Origin of the sequence: Adlercreutzia sp. ZJ138, from assembly GCF_011038935.1 — a bacterium.
Classification (GTDB): Bacteria; Actinomycetota; Coriobacteriia; order Coriobacteriales; family Eggerthellaceae; genus ZJ141.
Map to the genome: position 1 here is coordinate 55,602 of NZ_JAAKEA010000007.1, position 19,258 is coordinate 74,859.

Below are 19,258 nucleotides of genomic sequence, written 5' to 3' on the forward strand. Positions count from 1 at the left end.
CGGTCCGTTTCGGTTTGCTTGCGTGGCAGGCGTGTAGTTTCGGTTCGTGTTGCGCGTCTGCGTGCCGTGCGTGCTACGTACCCGCGTGCCGGGTTCGTAGCGTTGTGCGGTGTGCTCGGTCGCGTGCCGTGCGCACTACGCAGGGGCTTGGGGGTCACCCCGGTCGGTGACAATTTCGTAGCCAATTGCGCGGATGCGCTTCCGCAGGCTTTCCAACTGCGCGGCGGCGTCTTCGATGCCGAAAACCTTGTTGTCGTAAATTTCGTACTTGCTGCGACACGAAAACGGCGACAAGTTCGGCATGATCACGTTCGCGCCGGCCAAAATGCCTTGCTCCATGCCAGCCGTCTGAATGGAATTCAAGGCGGTGGTGGAGGGCAAAAGCAGGCTGGGTCGCATGATGCGCAGAAGCGACAGCAGAAAGCAGGTGAGCTCGGCTGACCCTTGCGGCTCGTTTGCGAAGGGGGTTGCGTGGTGCGGCACGAACGGGCCGATGCCGCACATAGCGGGCTGTAACTCTTCGATGAGCTTTAGGTCGCATGCAAGCTCGTAGGCTGTTTGCCCGGGCGTTCCTACCATAAACCCGCTACCCACGGCAAACCCAAGGTCGCGCAGGTCGGACAAGCAGCGCAGGCGATTTTGCAGCGCCAGATCGGCTGGGTGCAGCATTTGGTAGTGGCGTGCCGAAGCTGTTTCGTGTCGCAACAGGTAGCGGTCGGCACCGGCCTGCCGCAGCGCGTGGTAGCTCTCAAAGCTCCGCTCGCCTAAGGAAAGCGTGATGGCGCAATCGGGGTAGCGGTGCTTCAGCTGGCCGATAATTTCTGCAACCCGCTGGTCGGTAAACCAGGGGTCTTCGCCCCCTTGCAACACGAACGTGCGGCACCCCAGATCGTAGGCCGTTTGTGCGCAGTCGAAGATGTCATCGGCGCTTAGGCGGTACCTGCTGCATGAAGCATTGCTTTTGCGGATGCCGCAATAGTAGCAGTCATTTTTGCAGTAGTTGCTCACCTCAATGAGTCCGCGTATGAACACGCTGGTGCCGTATGCGGCTTTGCGTTGCGCGCAGGCCAGCTCGCGTGCATGAGCGGCAAGCTCGGGTGAGCGGTTGAGGATGATCTGCTCGTACTGCTCGACGGACAGGCGTCGCTCTTCGGCGAGCTTGTCCACAAGGTAGCGTGTGCTGCTCATAGTAGTCCGACCTTTCCTTCAGCACGAGTTGCCAAGAGTCTCTTCGAAGGGGGCTTAAAGGCCTTTCCTGCAAAATGGAGCCCGCTTTGACGACTCGCCTTCATATCAGGTGCGTATCGCGCGCGGCACCTCAGAAAGGGTGTGCCCCTGCTGTGGTGTCGCTTGCATGCACATAAGTATACATGGGTCGCATCACCGAATTGTTTCAGCAGGCGGGTGGCGCGGTGTGGCGGGCGGGTGGCGCAACGGATGCGATGCGCCGGGCGGGTGGCGCGGTGTGGCGAGCGGGTGGTTCGTCGCCTTCTTCATGCCTCCTTCCCCGCCTTCTTTTCGGTTCCCCCCGGCTTTCCCCCTGTCTCTTTCCCGTTTCTTTTCGCCGCGCCGCTCAAAACAACAAAGCGGCGTTTGACCGAACTTGACCATAGTTGAAACGCCTGCGAAACACGACAGATGTGAATATTTATCGCGGTAAGCCTTTGTCGTGAACGGTGCGTAAGTAGCGCGTTTCAAAAGCGGCGAAGGCGAAGCGAGCGAGAAATGGGGTGAGGTAAAGATGCTGAATGTGACCATTGATGGCCGTGCGATAAGCGTGAGGGAGGGCACGACCATTTTGGGAGCTGCACGCCAGGCTGGCGTGAGTATTCCCACGCTGTGTTACCTAAAGCATGTAAGTAACATCGGGTCGTGTCGTGTTTGCGCAATTGAAGTTGAGGGACGAAGCGAACTAGTAACGGCGTGCAACACGCCTGTTGCCGAAGGCATGGTTGTGACAACGGATTCCGAGCGCGTCCGATCGTCGCGGAAGACAGCGCTCGAGCTGATACTTGCACGTCATGGTCTTGATTCCACGAACTATTGCTTTAGCTGCGTGAAGAATGGCGCGTGCGAGCTGCAAACGGTCTGTCGTGAGCAGGGGGTCGTTGAATCGCCGTACTACGTGGCTCAGCCGCGAAAGGCCGTGCTCGACAGCAACCCGTTTCTGCGGTTCGATCCAAACTTGTGCATCGCGTGCCAGCGGTGCGTGGGGGCATGCAACCGGGCGGCGCGCAACCACACGCTACATACTAGCAAGCGGGGTGTGCGAACAGCGATTGAGGCACCGTTCGGCGAGAATTGGCGCGCGACCGACTGCGAAAACTGCGGCAACTGCGCTCAGGCGTGCCCCACAGGGGCCATCACTGAAAAGCGTCGTGCCAGCTATCGTGAATGGGAAACGCGAAAGGTTCAAACCACGTGCCCGCATTGCGCTGTGGGATGTCAGCTGAACTTGGTGGTGAAGGATAACCGCATCGTTGACACCGAGGGAGTAGCCGGTCCGTCGAACCATTCGATGCTGTGCGTGAAAGGCCGTTCGGCCAGCTTCGACTTCGTTCACAGCCCCGAACGTTTGCGTACGCCGCTCATCAAGAACAAGCAAACCGGCGAATTTGAGGAAGCGTCGTGGGATGAGGCGCTGCGCTACGTGGCAAGCAACTTCACGCGCATCAAGCAGCAGGCAGGGCCTGATGCGCTCGCCGCGTTCGCTTGCTCGCGATCGACGAACGAAGACGTGTACATGCTGCAGAAGATGGCGCGTTGTGCGTTCGGGACGAACAACGTCGACAACTGCGCACGTGTTTGACACGCTCCCACGGTTGCCGGTCTGGCAACGACACTTGGCTCGGGAGCTATGACGAATCCGATCTACGACGTCACGCGTAATTCCGACGTAATTATGCTAGTGGGAACAAACCCCGAAGAAGCTCATCCGGTGTTTGGCATGCAGATACGCGCTGCCGTTGAGCGCGGAACGAAGCTCATCGTGGTCGACCCGCGCGACATTGGGCTGGCTGCCCGCGCCGACATCCATTTGAAGCTGCGTCCCGGCACCAACGTGGCGTTTGCGAATGGCATGGTGCATATCCTGATAGAGCATGGGCTTATCGACCGTGATTTCATCGACCGCTACACCGAGGGCTTTGACGCGCTGGCCGCTATGGTGGCTAGCTACACACCTGCGCGCGTGGCCGAGATCTGCCGCATTCCAGAAGACGACCTGATCGCCGCAGCGCTGCTGTATGGGCAGGCCGACCGTGCGCCCATTCTGTACTGCTTGGGCGTGACTGAGCATTCCACGGGTACCGATGGCGTTATGAGCTTGTCGAACATCGCCATGGTATGTGGCAAAATTGGACGCGCCGGTTGCGGCGTGAACCCCATTCGCGGTCAGAACAACGTGCAGGGCGCGTGCGACATGGGCGCGCTGCCTACCGATTTCACGGGGTATCAGAAGGTGGAAAACCCCGATGTGCTGCGCAAGTTCGAGCAAGCGTGGGGAATTTCTCTTAACCCTAAGGTGGGCACCAAGGCAACCGAGTGTTTCCCCAAAATGATTAAAGGCGAGATTCGCGGCCTGTTTATCTGCGGTGAAGACCCGGTTCGCACCGACCCCGACACGCATCACGTTATCAAAGCGCTCTCATCGCTCGAGTTCTTGGTGGTGGACGACCTCTTCATGACCGAAACGGCGAAGTACGCCGATGTGGTGCTTCCGGGCCGTTCTTATGCGGAAAAGGAAGGCACGTTCTCCAACACCGAGCGGCGTGTGCAGCGCGTGCGTAAGGCGGTGGAGGTGTCGGGCGACACGAGGCTTGATACCGACATCTTCATCGACATTATGAACTTGATGGGGTATGAGCAACCTCATTTGACCGCTGCGCAGATTATGGACGAGATCGCCAGCCTTACGCCCAGCTTTGCGGGTATCAGTCATGCGCGTCTTGACAGCGCCGAGATTGCTGGCCGGGGCTTGCAGTGGCCATGCACCGCGCCCGATCATCCGGGCACGCCCATTCTGCATGTAGGTGGATTCGCACGCGGCAAGGGTGGCTACTCGCTGGCCGAATACCGTCCGTCGGTTGAGCTGCCCGACGATGAGTTCCCACTGATGTTGTCGACGGGTCGCATTCTGTACCAGTACAACGCCTGTGCTTTGACTGATAAAACCGCAGGTTTAAACGAGATCGCCAGCGAGTCGTTTATCGAAATCAACGATGCGGATGCCGCGCGTTTAGGTATTGCCGACGGCGATCGCGTGAAGGTGTCGAGCCGCCGCGGGAGCATTGAATCGACCGCACGAGTGAGCGGCAAGACGAATGAGGGAGAAACGTGGATGCCGTTCCATTTCCAGGACGGAAATTCGAACTGGCTCACCAATGCTGCGCTGGATGGTGTTGCGAAGGCACCCGAATACAAGGTGTGCGCCGTGTCGGTGGAGAAGGCTTAACCTAAAGAATCGCTACGGGAAGGAGCGAGGAATATGACGATCGAGAAAGAGGATGTGTTGGCGGCCAAGCCCGACTGTGTGTCGGGGGCTGCTCTGCTTCAGAAGGCTCAGGGCATTGCGGTGGGCAAGGCCAGCACGGCTGGCTCGGCACCGCTGCGCTGCTTTGCGCTTTCGGTGCTGGCAGGCGTGTTCATCGCGTTTGGCGGCACGTTTATGCTGCTGGTGAAAGGCGATGCCGAGCTGGGATTTGCCGCATCGCAGCTTCTGGGCGGCTTTGTGTTCTCGGTGGGCCTGGTGTGCGTGATCATTGCTGGGGCTGAGCTCTTCACCGGAAACAACCTGATGGTTGCCGCCGTGGCTGACAAGAAGGTGTCGTGGGGCGCGATGCTGAAAAACTGGGGCATCGTGTATGTGGGAAACCTCGTTGGTTCGCTTTTGGTGGTAGTTATCTTGCTGTTTGCGAACTTTGCCGGCATGAACGGCGGCGGCGTGGGCGATGCGATGATATCAGTTGCCGCTGGCAAGGCAGCGCTGCCGTGGGGTGTAGCGTTTTTCCGCGGCATCATGTGTAACGCGCTTGTGTGCGCTGCTGTGTGGATGGGCTTTGCGGGACGCACCGTTGTGGACAAGATGTTTACGTCGATCTTTCCCATCTTTGCGTTTGTGGCCTGCGGGTTTGAGCACTGTGTCGCCAATATGTTCCTTATTCCCATGGGAATGATCACGCAAGCAAGTGGGTTTGCGTACAGTGGTGCGGCTGACGTGTCGGCGCTTACCATGATGGGGCTGCTGAGCAACATCTCGGCTGTTACGCTGGGTAACATCGTGGGCGGTGCGGTACTCATTGGGCTTCTGTACTGGGCTGCCTACGGGCGTCAGAAGGCGTAGCGGGCGCTATTGAGCTCGAGGGCAGGGTTGCGCTTAAGCCCCATACTGCCAATCTGCTGTGCTTCGCGCTGTTAGCGGGAGTTGTCAGTGGGCGCTGTCGGGCTCTACCAGGAGACGTTGCTGGTAGAGCCCGTTTTCGTTGTCGTGGAAGCCAAGGTGGCGGTAGTATTCGCGGGTTCCTACGGCACTGATCACGTTTATGGTGGTGTAGCCGTGCTCGCGGGCGATGGCGCAAGCACGTTCGATGAGTGTGCGACCAAGCCCCAAATGCTGTGCATTTTGTCCCGGCCCGCCGATGCCGGCCACCTTGCCATACACGTGCACCTCGCGGATCATGGCTTCATGTGGGCCTATTGCCAGGTCGGTGGCGCGTTCGCGCACCACGTGTTGGTGGGGAAGCGACAGCCGCAAAAACCCTGCGATCCGGTTTTCAGGTGTGACCCACTGCAAAAACCGCTCTGAGGTAACCGAGGTGTCAAACGCAATAACGTCGAGTGTAAGATCGGACGCATCGGCCACACTCGAGCCCAGTTCGCGGTAGCGGATCTCGCGCAGGGGAGCGCGAACGGAAAGCGCTTCTTTGCGTGTGGTGTCTGCGAATGCTTCTTTGTGAGTAGCGTCTGCAGGTGTTTCTTCCTGCGCGACGTCCGCGAGTGTTTCTTCCTGTGTGGTGCCCGAAAGTGCTTCTTCCCGCGCCGTGCTCGCAGATAGGAGACGTGCGGCGTTTTCTTCGGCTTGTTGCTCGATGTGCTGTTCGACAAGCTGTCGAAGGTTCGTTTTCTTGTTACCCGCCACGATGTCGCCTGCCGAAATATCGCGAATCATGCGAGAGATACGCAGGTAGGCAGGCGTAGCCAGCATGTCGGCTGCCAGCACGTCGACAAGCTCGTCTTCGGTGTAGGGGCGCCACGTGCCCCGCTCGTAGTGCTCGCACAGCCCCGTGCCTGCCACCAGGGCGCACGGGTAGAGCTTTACCTCGTCGGGCAAGTAGGCGGTATCGCTTACGAGTTTGAGGTAGTCGCGCTTGTCGGCGTCGGGCGTGGCACCCACCAGGTTTACCATAAAGTGCGCGTGCAGCTTGAAACCATACAGACGAGCGAGCTCGAATGCGCGGGCGATGCGCTCGGGGCCGATGCCGCGCCGGTTTGCTTTCAAAATGCGTGCATCAAGGCTTTGGATGCCCATTTGAATCTTCGTGCAGCCGATCTGTCGGATAAGGAAAAGGCTATCGGGGGTAATGGTGTCGGGCCGCGTTTCGATGACGAAGCCAACGGCGCGGTGGCGCGCGGCTTCGTTTTTCCGTTGCTGCATCTTCAGGTCATCGAGCGTGGACACTTGCATGCGCGCGACATTTCTCCATGCTTCGCCGTGCTCGTAGAGTTGCTCGGCGGCCTGGTTGTAGGTGAGTTTACCCGCATTCACCTGCGCTTGTGCCTCGGCCACAAAAGCGCGTGCGTCGTCCTTTTCGGTTGGCACGCCGCAGGCGCGGTAGAACGCGCGGCGCATCCCGGCGTGCTGTTGGGCGACCTCGGCGATACAAAAGCGCGCGATGTCATCTGGCTGCGTTGCTTCGTGCGCACCGCAGTCGTTCAGGGCGCGGAAGAGCTCGGTTGCAAACCAAATTTGGTATGCGTGCGGGTAGTCGCTCCAGGTGCCGCCAAGCACAATAAGCTCAACCTTGTCGGTGACGTGTCCCATGTGCATGAGCGCTTGCAGACGTGATACCACTTGCAGGTACGGGTCGAAACACACACGCTCTGCGCGTTGGCAGGCGGGCTCTTCCGATAGGTAGCTTTTCGGCATGCGCAGGTCGTTTGGGCAGTACAGACAGTTGCTGCCGCATTTCCACGGTTTCGTGATTACGGTGATGGTGGCCACGCCCGACGCCGTGCGGCGCGGTTTCATTCGCAGCAGCTCAAACAACTGCCGTTCGGTTTCAGTGCTTATCTGCCAGCGCTGCCACCGGGCAGGGTCGTTTGCCTTTACGTTCAGGTAGAAGGGGAGAATCATCTTCTTTGAATAGCGGGTGTGTTCGGCGTCTGCCCGTCCGCTGTGTGAGCGCACGAGCGCTTCGAGCCGTTTGGCGTCGAGCTGTTCGTCAGCGTTCAGGCGAGCAAGTATGTCCAAGAGAAGCGATTCCATAGCAAGGGGAATTCTATACTAGAATGAGAAAACGGAGCGCGTGGCGTGATTATGTGGCTTGCCTTACTTGCGCATCTATGGCGAAAGGCACGTGGGGTGCAGTGCGTGTAGTTCGCGAAATGAGCGTGGCAGGGTGGTGTGCGGGCGAGTAATGCGTGTGGTAGGGCGGTGTGCGGAATGGCGCGTCCGCTTTGAAGTGGCGAAGGCGAAAGGCAGGTGGGGCGCATGAATGAAGCGACAATTGACACGCTGGTTGCGCTGAACGAGCGGTTTTACGCCGCGCAGGCGAAGTCGTTTTCCGAAACGAGGCGCACCTCATGGCCCGGATGGGAACACTGCCTGCCTTACGTACAGAACGCGGCGCAGAACGTGGCGAGTCAGGGCGCATTGCAGTGTCGGTGTCGCTTGCTTGATGTGGCGTGTGGAAACTTACGTTTCGAAGCGTTTCTGCGCGAGCAGGTGCCGCAGGTGTCCTTTGATGTGTGTGCGGTTGACAGTTGTGCACCGCTTGCGGGCGAGTTCGCCATCGCACACGTGGATGACCCTGGCGAGGCTGCTGGCACGGTGCCATTTGACGTGCGATTTTGCGAGCTCGATGTCATCGGCGTACTGCGCACGGGGTGCACTACCCGTGATCTCGTTACCTGTAGCCCCGCTTCTCGTGATTCCGTAATTTGCAGCCTTGCTGTTCACAATTCCACTCCCCTCTTTGATGTTGCGGTGGCGTTTGGGTTCATGCACCATGTGCCCACGGCGCACCTTCGCGTGCGTCTGCTGCGCGAGCTGGTGCAAAGCGTGCGTCCAGGTGGATACGTTATCGTGTCGTTCTGGGGCTTTCTGCGTGATGACCGCCTTCGCGAAAAAGCGCTGCTGTCGCATGAGCGTGCGCTCGCCGACCTAGGCCTTGCACCCGATGACCTTGACGAGGGCGATTTCATTTTAGGGTGGCAGCACGAGCGTGCTGCATACCGCTACTGCCACAACTTCACTTCGCGCGACGTAGACGAGCTGGTGCGCGAGGTGTCCGACTGCGCGCAGGTGGAAACGCGCTTTTTCGCCGATGGCCGCACGGGCAACCTGAACGAATATCTGGTGCTGCGTCGCATCGCGCGGTAGTTTCGCGGCGATGCCACGATGACGAGTACACCGGCACACTGATAGACCACTACCGCAACAAGATGCCCGTGTGGGTGCTCCTTGAGGTGATCCCTTTCGGGACGATGCTCACGTTCTACCTGCACTGCGTGAAACGCTACGGGATGCAGAACCCCCTAGCTTCCCATCTTGGGTTGGTTGCGAAGGTGCTTGACGCGGCGGGGCTTTGATGCCACTATACTTGCAGACGCAAAAACCTTCGAGGTTTTGTAAGGGCCGGTCCTACTGGGACTGGCTCTAGTTGTTTATGGGGCGAGAATTCGGGTTATGGCTCAAAAAGTGTGTCTGCTTGAATTATTCACTGTTTGAATTCTGAGGGCATATGGAACTCATTTCTTCTCTTCCTTTCGCGCTCTTCTTAGCCGTGCGCTCAGCTCTGAACCGTTGCGGACTGTTAGAATGCGTTGCGTTATGTAATTACGTTTGCTTTACTCGGTAAGGATTCTTATGAGCTACAAGGATCTCGTCAAATCGGGTGCCTCGACCCCAGAGATGCAAGCTTATCTCACCGATTCCGAGCTGGTTACGGTTACGTTCCGGCTTCCGCGCACGATGCGCGACTCCGCCAAGGAGTACGCCACGCTCAACGGGCTCACCTTCACCTCGCTCGTGAAGCAGTGCCTCATCGAGAAGCTGACCAAGAAGGACTAACACATGACTGGTTACTTCCGTCACGAATTATTGGCCAATTTACATGTTATTGTGTGCCCTCTAGCAAGCGAAACGCAGGGAGGTGAGTTTGATGTCAGATAAGCCATCGCCATGTGCGGAAAGCGTATTAGAACTTGCTGAACTTGTTGCACGTTATGATGCGCACGCAGATTATTACACAAGCCCTTCCAAGAACTACAACGAGCACTCGTGCCGCGACGATTTCATTAACGAGTTCCTCAGGATCCTCGGTTGGGACGTTGGGAACGTTAAAGGCATCGCACCTCAGTACCGTGAGGTAATTGCAGAAAACTATTCCTCCGAAAGTGAGCGGCCTGACTACACCATGACCGTTAGCGGGCAACCTTGCTTCTTTGTCGAAGCCAAAAAGCCAAGCGTTAACATCATTCATGACGAGGAACCCGCCCTACAGGCACGCAAGTATGGATGGAATGCTGGTCACAGCATATCTGTACTTACAAACTTCGAAGACCTCGTTATCTTCGACACCTGCGTAATGCCCAAGGTAGGCGACGGACCCAATACGGCCAGATACAGGCGATACAACCATTGTGAGTATGTCGATCACTTTGACGAGATATATGCGCTGTTGTCGCGGAAAAGCGTGTACGATGGATATTACTACGAGCTTACAGCAAAGGAATTCCCTCGTTCTGGGAGCGGCAAAGAACGAGTTGACAACGTCTTTCTAGACCAAATCAACGAGTGGAGGCTGATGATTGCGCAGTCGCTTATTTCGGCCAACAGCCTGTTTCACGATGAAGAGCGACTGAACGACGCCGTTCAGGACTTCATCAATCAGATCGTCTTCCTGCGAATCTGCGAGGACAAGAATCTTCCTATTTACCATAAGCTTTGCGAATTAAACGAGGATGATGTCGAAACATCGATGATGGAGCTACTCCGTGCAGCCGACAGGCGCTACAATTCAGGAATGTTCTCTCAGACTTCCGCAATCAGCTATATCGATGGCAAGGTTGTTATTGAGATCGTCAAAGCTCTCTACTATCCGCAGAGTCCCTACCTCTTCGATATCATCGACTCGAACATATTCGGCCAGATTTATGAGATGTTCCTTTCCGAGCATATTGTCGTATCAAATGACGGCACGCCCAGCCTTGCCCGAAAACGCGAATACAAGGACCGGTCGGTCGTTGCGACCCCAGTTGAAATTGCTCGCTATATCGTCGATTGCACCTTGCGTCCCCTATGCGAAGGCAAGACGCCCGACCAGATCACGGAGCTGCGCTGCGCCGACATATCGTGTGGATCGGGCATCTTCTTGCTCGAGGCGTTCCAGTTTCTGATGGACCGATGTCTCGACTGGATGTATGAGAACGCCCGCGAGAAGCTCATTCCTATTGAGGGCGGAAGATACAAGCTGCCTCTCGAAATGAAAAAGGAAATCCTCGCATCGTGTCTCTACGGTATAGACATTGACGCGCACGCGGTTGAAATTGCAAAGTTCTCACTCCTGATTAAGCTCATCGAGGAGGAGACCGCGCCAACTGTTGAGTCAGTCCAACCCATACTGCCCAACCTCGACGACAACATTGTGGTCGGCAATGCCCTGGTTACGCCCGATGAGGCCAGGGAGGCTAACGCGAACAACCACGACCTTGAAAGCATAGTTCCACTCGACTGGGCGCTCATCAACGATGGCAGGCCATTCCACGCCATCGTCGGTAACCCGCCGTACGTGAAGACGGAAGACCTCCACAATTTTCTGCCTGATGCCGAGTTCCGGGCTTACAAGAGTGCGTATGCGTCCTCCTACCGCCAATTCGATAAGTACTTCCTCTTCATCGAGAGGGCGCTCAACCGCCTTGTCGAAGGTGGTTATGCTTGCTTCATAGTCCCGAACAAGTTTTTCAAGATCGCCTCTGGCAAGATGCTACGCAAGGTCATCTCCGTCGGGCATTACCTCACATCGCTTGACGACTTCGGCGACGCGCAGCTATTCGAGGACAAGACTATCTACAGCTCAATCGTCTGCTTGCAAAAATGTGATCACCCGCAATTCACCTATTCGTCAGTCACCATGCCGAGCGACTTGTGGCTTGAAAGCGAAGAGAGATCCGTAGCGCTCGACAGCAGCACGCTTGGTGATAAGCCCTGGAAGCTTTCCACCGATATCCAGTTTCTCAAGCAGCTAAAGGCGTTGGAGACGGTTGCTGTCCCCATAACTGAGCACGTCGAGTTCTTCAACGGCATACAGACCAGCGCCGAAAGGAAGAAGACATACTGGTTCCTTCACAGCGAGATTGTTTCGCAAGACGGCGCCAGCATCACCTTCTCGCGCAACGGAAGCGAATGGGTAATAGAGCGCGCTATACTTCGCCCTTTCTTCAAGCCAACACAAGAGCATGGATTCAACTCTTACAGCGCCTTGACTTGCGACAAGTGGATTATCTTCCCCTATGACAGGGACGGCCAGCTGATACCCATCGAGAAAATGGAACGGGACTACTCGGGTGCATGGCGCTACCTGCTTAGCCGGAAGGACGAGCTTTGGCCTAAGCAGCTTACTGGAAACGGGACGAGAGACGTGCCCGATGCAACCGAACAGAACTGGTACAAGTACGGACGCACACAGCACCTCACAACCTTCAATGGCAGGGAGAAGATAATTATCGGGGTGCTGAGCAGGGAACCCCTCTACTACATTGACCGTAATTTTTGGATAATTGCGGCTGGCGGCACCGCAGGCTATTGTGCCGCCAGGATCAAGGCTGGCAGCCCGTACTCGCTCGAGTATATGCAGGCGTGGCTGACAAATGGGAACACCGAGAAGATATTTGAGATGATTGGAAGCGATTTCGAGGGCGGCTTCAAATCTCGTGGCACCTCACTCCAGGAGACCTTGCCGTTCATCGAACTTGACTTCGGTAATCCGAAGCACAAGGCGCTCCATGATGAGGTTACGAGCCTCTCGAAGCGCATCCAGAAAATCAACGAAGACCTGCTCAATACCCCATCACATCGGAAGGAAATCATTTTGAACAGGGAGAAAGAGGTAGCTATCAGGCGCATCAGCAAATTGATAGATGGCGTCTATGCATTGAAGGATTTCGCATGAGGTTGAAGGAACATAACACTGATAAGAAGCTGCGGGGCGCCTACTATACGCCTAAGAGTCTAGCCGAGGTAATGGTGGGACTCTCAGGCGTTAGCGACGCCAAAGCCATCCTGGAACCAAGTTGTGGAGACGGCGTCTTCATCGAGGCGCTTGGCGAGTGCATAGACCTTCGTAACGACGCTTTGGTGGATGCGATCGAGATAGACGAAGAAGCCTTACTTAAGGCTCAGAGTATTCAATGCGGCGAAGCAACTGTGAACTACCAGCATCGTGACTTCTTTGAGTTCTATGAGGAGGCCAAGCCTGGTAGTTATGACCTCATCGTTGGCAATCCACCCTACATTCGCTATCAATACCTTGAGCCTGAGCAACGCACGCTGCTCGCGGACATACTAAACCGGCAGGGAATGAGAGCAAATAAGCTAGTAAACGCATGGGTTGGCTTCATGGTCGCATGCACCGACCTTCTTGCCGAGGGAGGGACGCTCTCATTCGTAATCCCAGCCGATATCCTGCAAGTAGTCTATGCGGAAGACCTTCGGAGGTTCTTAGCACGCCACTACAGCAACATCACCCTACTTGCATTCACGAAACTCGTGTTTAGCGATATCGAACAGGAAATCGTTGTCTTCATTGGCAAGAAGGGAGCTGACCAAAGCTCCATCCGCGTAATCGAGGCAGATAGAGTAGAAGACCTTATGGGGCGATCCTTTGATGAAGTCGAATTTCAGCCTTTCGTATCTTTCGACGAGAAATGGACGAGATACTTCATAAATGCATGCGACGCGAAGGTACTTAATAGTCTCTACAAGGATGAACGCCTTGTGTCGTTTTCCGACATTGCTATCATCAACGTCGGCGTAACGACTGGCAACAATTCATTTTTCTCTTTGACCGACGAGACATCAGCGGCATACGAGTTAGACGATTTTACTCTCCCCCTCATAGGCAGGAGTTCTCATGCGTCAGGCGTATTCTTCACAAACGACGACTGGGAGCGAAATCGAAGCCAAGGCAAAAGGGCCAGGTTGCTCGTACTCGAAGACGGTCAATACGCAAAGATGACAAAGGTGCAGCGGGCCTATATCGATGAAGGCGAAGAGCGCGGGGAGGATAAGGGCTACAAGTGCTCCATTCGTGGTTATTGGTATGCCGTCCCTTCAATTTGGATACCTGACGCCTTCTTCCTTAGAAGGAACAACCTCTATCCGAAGTTTGTGCTCAACCGATGCAACGCTATTTCGACGGACACAATGCACAGAATGAAATTCGAAGGCGGCGTCGATCCAGAATTGGCAGTCATCGCATATTACAACAGCATCGCGTTTGCGTTCACCGAGCTTTGTGGCAGGAGCTATGGAGGTGGAGTACTTGAGATATTGCCCAAGGAGGTCGGCAACATCAGAGTGCTGGATCCCGCGCAGCTCGCTATTGATGACGCCTTGAAATCTGACGTGATAGAGAGAGTGGACGATGTAATACGTACAGGAGAGAACATAGAGACCGCGCTCGATTACGTAGACAGGGCCGTACTAGTCGATCATATGGGATTTGACGAAGAGGTGTGTAAAGGATGCCGGCGAATATGGCAGACATTACAGGCCAGACGTCTGGGACGCAGTACGAGATAGTTTGGTAGGTGATCATGACATCAACTGGACAAATAGTCCAAAGATTTCTCCGAGAACTACATTGAATCCACTGTGGAACACGATATCTTCGAATTCATCTTTATTGCAGTACAGTCTGATAATCATTTTGCCGCCCCCACGTACTCAAAGGCGTCAGACTTCTTGTGGTAGTCAACGGCACCAAGCAGGAAGAGCAGTCGCAGGTGAGTGGTGTGGACTGGGAGAAGGCAGTCACCGAGCGCGACGAGAGGATCGCGGCGCTGAAGTGTGGTGTTGACGGGTTTCCTTGCGCATGGTACATGCGATTTTGTCTCTGTTTTGCCCCTGTCATATAATGAAAGCATTCTTCGTGCGTGAGGATGCGAAAGGTGGTGGTGCTCATGGAGCTTGTTCGTTATACACTCATGAACAAGAACACGCCTGTGCTCTCGTTCGAATACGACATGCAGAGTCACCAAGCCGTGCGTATCACCGATAGTAGGAATGTGGAAGCGGCGCCGTTCGGTATGGTGGATCGCCACGGACGCGTTTCGAAAAAAGAGCTGAATTACTGGTGGCACCACCGCGCCATTCCCGCTTCGCGCACGCAGATCAAGCTCTTGCTGGAAAACCTGAAGCTTGAAAGTACGTTGGAGCTTGCCGAGAAGAGCTTCGGCCTCTCGCTTTCCGATTGCTATTGGCTCAACGACGAGCGCGATCCGAAAAACTGGGATGTTGTCAACTTTTTCGATAACGATTTTAGCGACGACTTGGGGTTTCTTACGCTGGGTCAGGATTCGGCGGGATCGTCGCTTAACGCGTTCGACTATGGCTCGGTGAACTTTTCGTCGCCTAACGGCACGCTTGGTGGCGATCTACTGAAGAAGTGGAAGATCGTTCGCGGGCAGCGCGTGCTGCTGAAGTCGGGTTTGGGCGCGTTCAATCAGGAACCTTACAACGAGCTTGCGGCTACCGAGCTGCATCGTCGCCTCATGGAACCCGGCGAGTTCGTGCCCTATTGGCTGTTCGAAGATGGCCGACGCGTGTATTCGGCATGCGCCAACCTGCTCGGCCCCGACGAAGAGCTTATTCCCGCATGGGATGTCATTCGCGGTGCGAAGCAGCCGAACAACCTTTCCGATCTGCAGTTCTACGTAAAACGATGCACTGACGTAGGCTTAGACGGCCATGTGGTCATGACGAAGCTTGCCAAAATGTTCGCGGGGGATTTCGTTGTAGCCAATCGTGATCGCCATTATCGCAATTTCGGCATCATCCGCAACGTGGAGACGTTGAAGGTGACGCGTGTGGCTCCTGTTTTCGATACGGGTTCATGTCTCTGGTCCGACGCTGAGTTCTTGGACGTGCCTGCCGATTTCCTATACATGGCCAAGCCGTTCAAGATGGGCGGCATGCGTCCAGAAGAGCAGGTGAAGCTTTTTGAAGGGTACTTCGACTGGCTCGACATTGAGGCTATTGCCGATTATCCCGAAACTGTACGCGCCGTTCTCGGCTGCAGCCCTAACATTCCCGAACGGCGCATCGCAACTATCGTCGCTGAGGTGAAGAAGAGGATCGACGTGCTCGGCCATATCGCGCGGTAGGGATGCCCGGCGGGGACGGTGGTTGGCAACCCGCCGCCGTTGTGTCACAAAACGCCCTGACCCTATTGCCACGTCGCGTCGCAGTGTCGCTTACTTGCGTGTTCGCAGTTTTCAAATTATCTGCTCGCCGGTGTGCTGGAATGTGGTGTAATGAAAAGCTGCATGTTTACGTTGTTTGCAAAGGCGAAAGACTATGATTTTTGAAGCGATGATTGTTGACGACGAGGCTCCGGCGCGTGTTGAGCTAACCAATCAGCTCGAACGTACGGGTCGCGTTCATGTGGTGTCCGAGGCCGTGTGCCTGCAAGAGGGCATCGCCAAATTAAGGAAGGGCGGCATTGATGTGGTGTTTGTCGACCACAACATTGCTGGCGCGGGTACTACGATGCTGCCCGACGCACTGCCTGATTTTCCGAAGGTTCCCATGTTTATTTATATGACGGCGTACAGCGACGTGATGGATGACCCATTTGGCATGGAGCCGCTGGGCTTTTTGGTGAAGCCAGTGGACAATCGAAAGCTCGATGAGATTGTGGCGCTCATTGAGGAAAGCTACCAGCGAGAGGTGGTGCGTCCGTGATCGTTTTGGTGTTGAATGCGGGTTCAAGCTCGCTGAAGTTCAAGCTGCTCGAATCAGAAAGCGAATGTGTGCTCTCGCGCGGTGTGGTGGAGCGTATTGGCAGTTCAAGCGCTCCTGCACGTTTTGTGTGTACCGATAAGCGCGGGGCTGTGGTGCAAGACGTTGCGGGCGAGGGGTACGCCGGTGCGCTTGAGCATGTGCTTGCAAGCTTGGTGGAAGGCGACGGTGCGCCGCTGGCCAGCTTGGATGATGTGCAGGCGGTGGGGCATCGCATCGCGCACGGCGGCGACGTGTTCACCTGCTCGGTTGCCATTGATGACGATGTGGTTGCCACCATCGAGCGGTTCGCTGAGCTGGCGCCTTTGCACAACCCGCCGGCGCTTGCGGTTATCGACCACTGCCGCCGCTTGTTCGGGCCGAGCAAATTGCAAGTTGCCGCATTCGATACGGCCTTTCATCAAACCATGCCTGCGCGCAACTACGTGTATCCCATTCCGTATCGCTATTACGCCGACATGGGCATTCGGCGCTACGGCTTCCACGGTACGTCGCACAAGTACGTGAGCCGCCGTGCGGCGGAGTTTCTGGGCAAGAGTCGTCGCGACCTTAAGATGATCACGTGTCATTTGGGTGCAGGTGCCAGCGTGTGTGCCATCGATCACGGCATTTCTATGGACACCTCAATGGGTTTCACACCGCTTGACGGCATCGTGATGGGCACGAGGTCGGGGTCGGTTGATCCGGCTATCATCACTACTATTATGGAACGCGAAAACCTCACACCTGCACAAATGGATGCGGTGCTAAACCGCGAGTCGGGCATGTTAGGCGTGTCGGGTGTGTCGGGTGACTTGCGCGAGCTCAAAGAGGCGGTAGCAGTTGGCAACGAACGAGCCGAGCTTGCCTACGACATCTTCCTTACCTCAATTCGTCGCATGATCGGCGCGTACTTCTTCGAGCTGGCCGGCGTGGACGTCATCGTGTGTACCGCTGGGGTGGGGGAGAATGACCCGTATGCGCGGCGTCTGATTTTCCGCGGGCTTGAGCCGTTCGGTATCCGTATCGACCAGGAACGCAACATGGAGGTGGGCAAAGCCGATCGGCGCATATCCACCGACGATTCCACGGTTGAGGTGCTGGTGGTGCCAACCGATGAAGAGGCCGAAATCGCGCGTGACGTGTCGCTTATTGCTGCGGGTGTGGACATATCCGATCCGTACAGCGATTAACGGCAGGGTAGCGTGCGGCAGCATCCGAAGGTGCCGCTGGCGTGTGAGCGATGGGAAGGCTTGAGAAAGGGGCGCGGAAATGTACGGACTGAAGACCGAGCACTGTTTCGATGCGGCACATTTCCTCACCGAGTACTACGGAAAGTGCGAGAACTTACATGGGCACCGCTGGCGCGTGATTGCTTTTATCGAACAAGCGGCACTTCAGACCGAAGGCACGATGCGTGACATGGTGATCGACTTCGGCGTGTTCAAACGCGATTTCCGCGCCATTGTCGATGAGTTTGACCACACCTTCCTAGTGGAAGAGGGCTCGCTTGCCCCTCAGACTATGGAATGCCTGCATGCCGAGGGTTTTTCGCTTACGGTGGTGCCCTGGCGAACAACGGCGGAAAACCTCGCAGCTCATTTTGCACGTCGCTTGCAGGATGCAGGCTATCCCGTGTCGCGGGTGGAAGTGTACGAAACGCCCAACAACTGCGCGTATTGGACTGCTTCCTCGTAGTCACGTGACTCTTTGGCACATGACCCCTTAATGCATCACATCACATCCTGTTGATTCTTTATGCTTATGCACGTGCGGTGTGGGTGGCATCGCTTCGTTTCGGCGATACTTGAGACATGAGATGATTGAGGGGGAGCCCATGTCAAACCGAATAGGTGTTGTGACCGATAGCCACTGTGGAATCAGCGGAGAACTTGCCGAGCAGTTAGGCGTAACTGTTCTTCCGGCGTCGTATGGCGTGTTCGGGCGGATTTTTCGCGAGGACGGAAGCATTTCGCGCGAGGAATTCATGCAGATGCTGCGCGACGGTGCTCTTGTGAACACATTCCAGCCCGCACCAGGTGAGCTGATGGAAACATGGGACGCTGCGTTGCGTACAGCCGACGAGATCGTGTACGTGCCCATTGGCAGCATGCTGTCGGGGTCGTACGACACCGCATGTCAGTTGGCGCGCGATTCCAAGTATAAAGGGCGCGTGACCGTGGTCGACACCAAGCGCGTGTCGGCTCCGCAGCTGCGTTCGGTCATGGATGCGTGCGAACTTATTGAAGACGGCCTTCCCGCCAAAACAATTCGCAAGACACTCGAGGCCACGTGCATGAAGTCATGCACGTATGTGGCCCTTGACACGCTTGAATACCTTCAGCGCGGCGGTCGCATTCCGAAGGCCGTGTCGGTAATTGGCGAGGCGTTAAACGTGAAGCCTATCGTAGAGTTTACGGCTAAGGGTCTGCAGCTGGCGAAGACCGCGCGCGGTATGGCAAAGGCGCGCTTGTCGATGATCGATACTGTTCGCAAAGACCTCGAGAAGCTGCTGGCAGGCGGCCTGCCAGCAAAAAGCATCGCACTTCTTGCAGCCGGGAGCTCGTCTGAGACAAAAACAGCGAAGTGGATCGCCCAGCTCGAAGAGGCGTTCCCTGGCATGAAGGTGCTTTATGGCGACCTGCCGCTCGCTATCTGCTGTCATATCGGCCCCGACGCGTTGGGTGTGGGGTTAGCGCATATGCCGTCGGTGCGCTGGGCCGATTAGCGAACAAATCTCACGTTGCTCATGTATACGCGAAACGGTAGCCCATCTTCGAGGCTGCCGTTTCGCGTATATGTTTCCTATCGCTTCGTTCGATAGCTACGCATCGGTAGTATCGTCATCGCTTTCTCTGATGGCGTCGCATCGGGTTTTCGAAATTCCCAAACTTCGCTGTTGCCTTTAGAATCGAATCCATCGCTTGAAGAAACACGAATTTAGTCAGTGTTTCCTCAAGGCCTGCAACCGCCTGTAAGCATCACCTTGATCCGGAACAGGGCTGATGAGACGGTTGCGGCTTGGCGAACGACTGAAAA

Annotated in this window: 16 protein-coding genes; 13 read left to right on the forward strand and 3 right to left on the reverse strand. The window is 56.0% G+C overall.

What is annotated here, in order from left to right; translation table 11 throughout:
* Positions 1-135: 135 nt before the first annotated feature.
* A complete protein-coding gene (gene hydE / locus G7Y43_RS04525) occupies positions 136-1,188 on the reverse strand; it encodes a [FeFe] hydrogenase H-cluster radical SAM maturase HydE (protein ID WP_165044541.1) in 1,053 nt (350 codons plus the stop codon).
* A gap of 553 nt (positions 1,189-1,741) precedes the next feature.
* On the opposite strand from hydE, the gene fdhF reads away from it, so the two are divergent.
* Positions 1,742-4,453 carry a formate dehydrogenase subunit alpha gene (fdhF, locus tag G7Y43_RS04530; RefSeq protein ID WP_165044543.1) on the forward strand — a complete coding sequence of 904 codons (2,712 nt, stop codon included), beginning with the start codon at positions 1,742-1,744 and terminating at the stop codon, positions 4,451-4,453.
* A gap of 33 nt (positions 4,454-4,486) precedes the next feature.
* Positions 4,487-5,341, forward strand: coding sequence for a formate/nitrite transporter family protein (locus G7Y43_RS04535; RefSeq protein WP_241158159.1), 855 nt, complete (start codon positions 4,487-4,489; stop codon positions 5,339-5,341).
* A gap of 84 nt (positions 5,342-5,425) precedes the next feature.
* Here G7Y43_RS04535 and G7Y43_RS04540 read toward each other — a convergent pair whose 3' ends face one another.
* Positions 5,426-7,483 carry an elongator complex protein 3 gene (locus G7Y43_RS04540; protein WP_165044545.1) on the reverse strand — a complete coding sequence of 686 codons (2,058 nt, stop codon included), beginning with the start codon at positions 7,481-7,483 and terminating at the stop codon, positions 5,426-5,428.
* A gap of 225 nt (positions 7,484-7,708) precedes the next feature.
* On the opposite strand from G7Y43_RS04540, the gene G7Y43_RS04545 reads away from it, so the two are divergent.
* From G7Y43_RS04545 to G7Y43_RS04565, 5 genes are all read left to right on the forward strand, one after another.
* The gene (locus tag G7Y43_RS04545; protein WP_165044547.1) at positions 7,709-8,599 is read left to right on the forward strand and encodes a methyltransferase domain-containing protein; all 891 of its coding nucleotides are present in this window, start codon (positions 7,709-7,711) and stop codon (positions 8,597-8,599) included.
* Between the two features lie 41 nt (positions 8,600-8,640).
* A complete protein-coding gene (locus G7Y43_RS10770; RefSeq protein WP_370514638.1) occupies positions 8,641-8,808 on the forward strand; it encodes a hypothetical protein in 168 nt (55 codons plus the stop codon).
* Positions 8,809-9,085: 277 nt separating this feature from the next.
* Positions 9,086-9,289, forward strand: coding sequence for a hypothetical protein (locus tag G7Y43_RS04555; protein ID WP_165044551.1), 204 nt, complete (start codon positions 9,086-9,088; stop codon positions 9,287-9,289).
* Between the two features lie 91 nt (positions 9,290-9,380).
* Complete coding sequence (locus G7Y43_RS04560) at positions 9,381-12,389, forward strand: DNA methyltransferase (RefSeq protein WP_165044553.1); 3,009 nt, start codon at positions 9,381-9,383, stop codon at positions 12,387-12,389.
* Entirely contained in the window at positions 12,386-14,020 is a 1,635-nt protein-coding gene (locus G7Y43_RS04565; protein ID WP_165044555.1) for a class I SAM-dependent methyltransferase, read from the forward strand. The genes G7Y43_RS04560 and G7Y43_RS04565 overlap by 4 nt, the downstream gene beginning before the upstream one ends.
* Positions 14,021-14,142: 122 nt before the next feature.
* On the opposite strand, the gene G7Y43_RS10775 is transcribed toward G7Y43_RS04565, so the two are convergent.
* Positions 14,143-14,217 carry an ABC-three component system middle component 8 gene (locus G7Y43_RS10775; protein WP_370514639.1) on the reverse strand — a complete coding sequence of 25 codons (75 nt, stop codon included), beginning with the start codon at positions 14,215-14,217 and terminating at the stop codon, positions 14,143-14,145.
* On the opposite strand from G7Y43_RS10775, the gene G7Y43_RS04570 reads away from it, so the two are divergent.
* The 6 genes from G7Y43_RS04570 (at position 14,185) to G7Y43_RS04595 (ending at position 18,947) form a co-directional block, all read left to right on the forward strand.
* A complete protein-coding gene (locus tag G7Y43_RS04570; protein ID WP_165044557.1) occupies positions 14,185-14,355 on the forward strand; it encodes a hypothetical protein in 171 nt (56 codons plus the stop codon). The two genes, G7Y43_RS10775 and G7Y43_RS04570, sit on opposite strands and share 33 nt — an antisense overlap.
* Positions 14,356-14,373: 18 nt before the next feature.
* Positions 14,374-15,603 carry a hypothetical protein gene (locus G7Y43_RS04575; protein ID WP_165044559.1) on the forward strand — a complete coding sequence of 410 codons (1,230 nt, stop codon included), beginning with the start codon at positions 14,374-14,376 and terminating at the stop codon, positions 15,601-15,603.
* Between the two features lie 193 nt (positions 15,604-15,796).
* Positions 15,797-16,183 carry a LytTR family DNA-binding domain-containing protein gene (locus G7Y43_RS04580; protein ID WP_165044561.1) on the forward strand — a complete coding sequence of 129 codons (387 nt, stop codon included), beginning with the start codon at positions 15,797-15,799 and terminating at the stop codon, positions 16,181-16,183.
* Complete coding sequence (locus tag G7Y43_RS04585; RefSeq protein WP_165044564.1) at positions 16,180-17,412, forward strand: acetate/propionate family kinase; 1,233 nt, start codon at positions 16,180-16,182, stop codon at positions 17,410-17,412. Before G7Y43_RS04580 ends, G7Y43_RS04585 begins: the two co-directional genes overlap by 4 nt.
* A gap of 79 nt (positions 17,413-17,491) precedes the next feature.
* The gene (locus tag G7Y43_RS04590; RefSeq protein WP_165044566.1) at positions 17,492-17,917 is read left to right on the forward strand and encodes a 6-carboxytetrahydropterin synthase; all 426 of its coding nucleotides are present in this window, start codon (positions 17,492-17,494) and stop codon (positions 17,915-17,917) included.
* 139 nt (positions 17,918-18,056) lie between these two features.
* Positions 18,057-18,947, forward strand: a complete 891-nt coding sequence (locus tag G7Y43_RS04595) for a DegV family protein (protein WP_165044568.1) — start codon at positions 18,057-18,059, stop codon at positions 18,945-18,947.
* Positions 18,948-19,258 lie beyond the last annotated feature (311 nt).

Bases quoted from the DNA above. Each gene is read 5' to 3' on its own strand.
- G7Y43_RS04595 (WP_165044568.1), top strand. From the start codon at position 18,057: ATGTCAAACCGAATAGGTGTTGTGACCGATAGCCACTGTGGAATCAGC.
- G7Y43_RS04580 (WP_165044561.1), top strand. From the start codon at position 15,797: ATGATTTTTGAAGCGATGATTGTTGACGACGAGGCTCCGGCGCGTGTT.
- hydE (WP_165044541.1), bottom strand. From the start codon at position 1,188: ATGAGCAGCACACGCTACCTTGTGGACAAGCTCGCCGAAGAGCGACGC.
- G7Y43_RS04540 (WP_165044545.1), bottom strand. From the start codon at position 7,483: ATGGAATCGCTTCTCTTGGACATACTTGCTCGCCTGAACGCTGACGAA.
- G7Y43_RS04545 (WP_165044547.1), top strand. From the start codon at position 7,709: ATGAATGAAGCGACAATTGACACGCTGGTTGCGCTGAACGAGCGGTTT.
- G7Y43_RS04590 (WP_165044566.1), top strand. From the start codon at position 17,492: ATGTACGGACTGAAGACCGAGCACTGTTTCGATGCGGCACATTTCCTC.
- G7Y43_RS04560 (WP_165044553.1), top strand. From the start codon at position 9,381: ATGTCAGATAAGCCATCGCCATGTGCGGAAAGCGTATTAGAACTTGCT.
- G7Y43_RS04565 (WP_165044555.1), top strand. From the start codon at position 12,386: ATGAGGTTGAAGGAACATAACACTGATAAGAAGCTGCGGGGCGCCTAC.
- G7Y43_RS04555 (WP_165044551.1), top strand. From the start codon at position 9,086: ATGAGCTACAAGGATCTCGTCAAATCGGGTGCCTCGACCCCAGAGATG.
- G7Y43_RS04535 (WP_241158159.1), top strand. From the start codon at position 4,487: ATGACGATCGAGAAAGAGGATGTGTTGGCGGCCAAGCCCGACTGTGTG.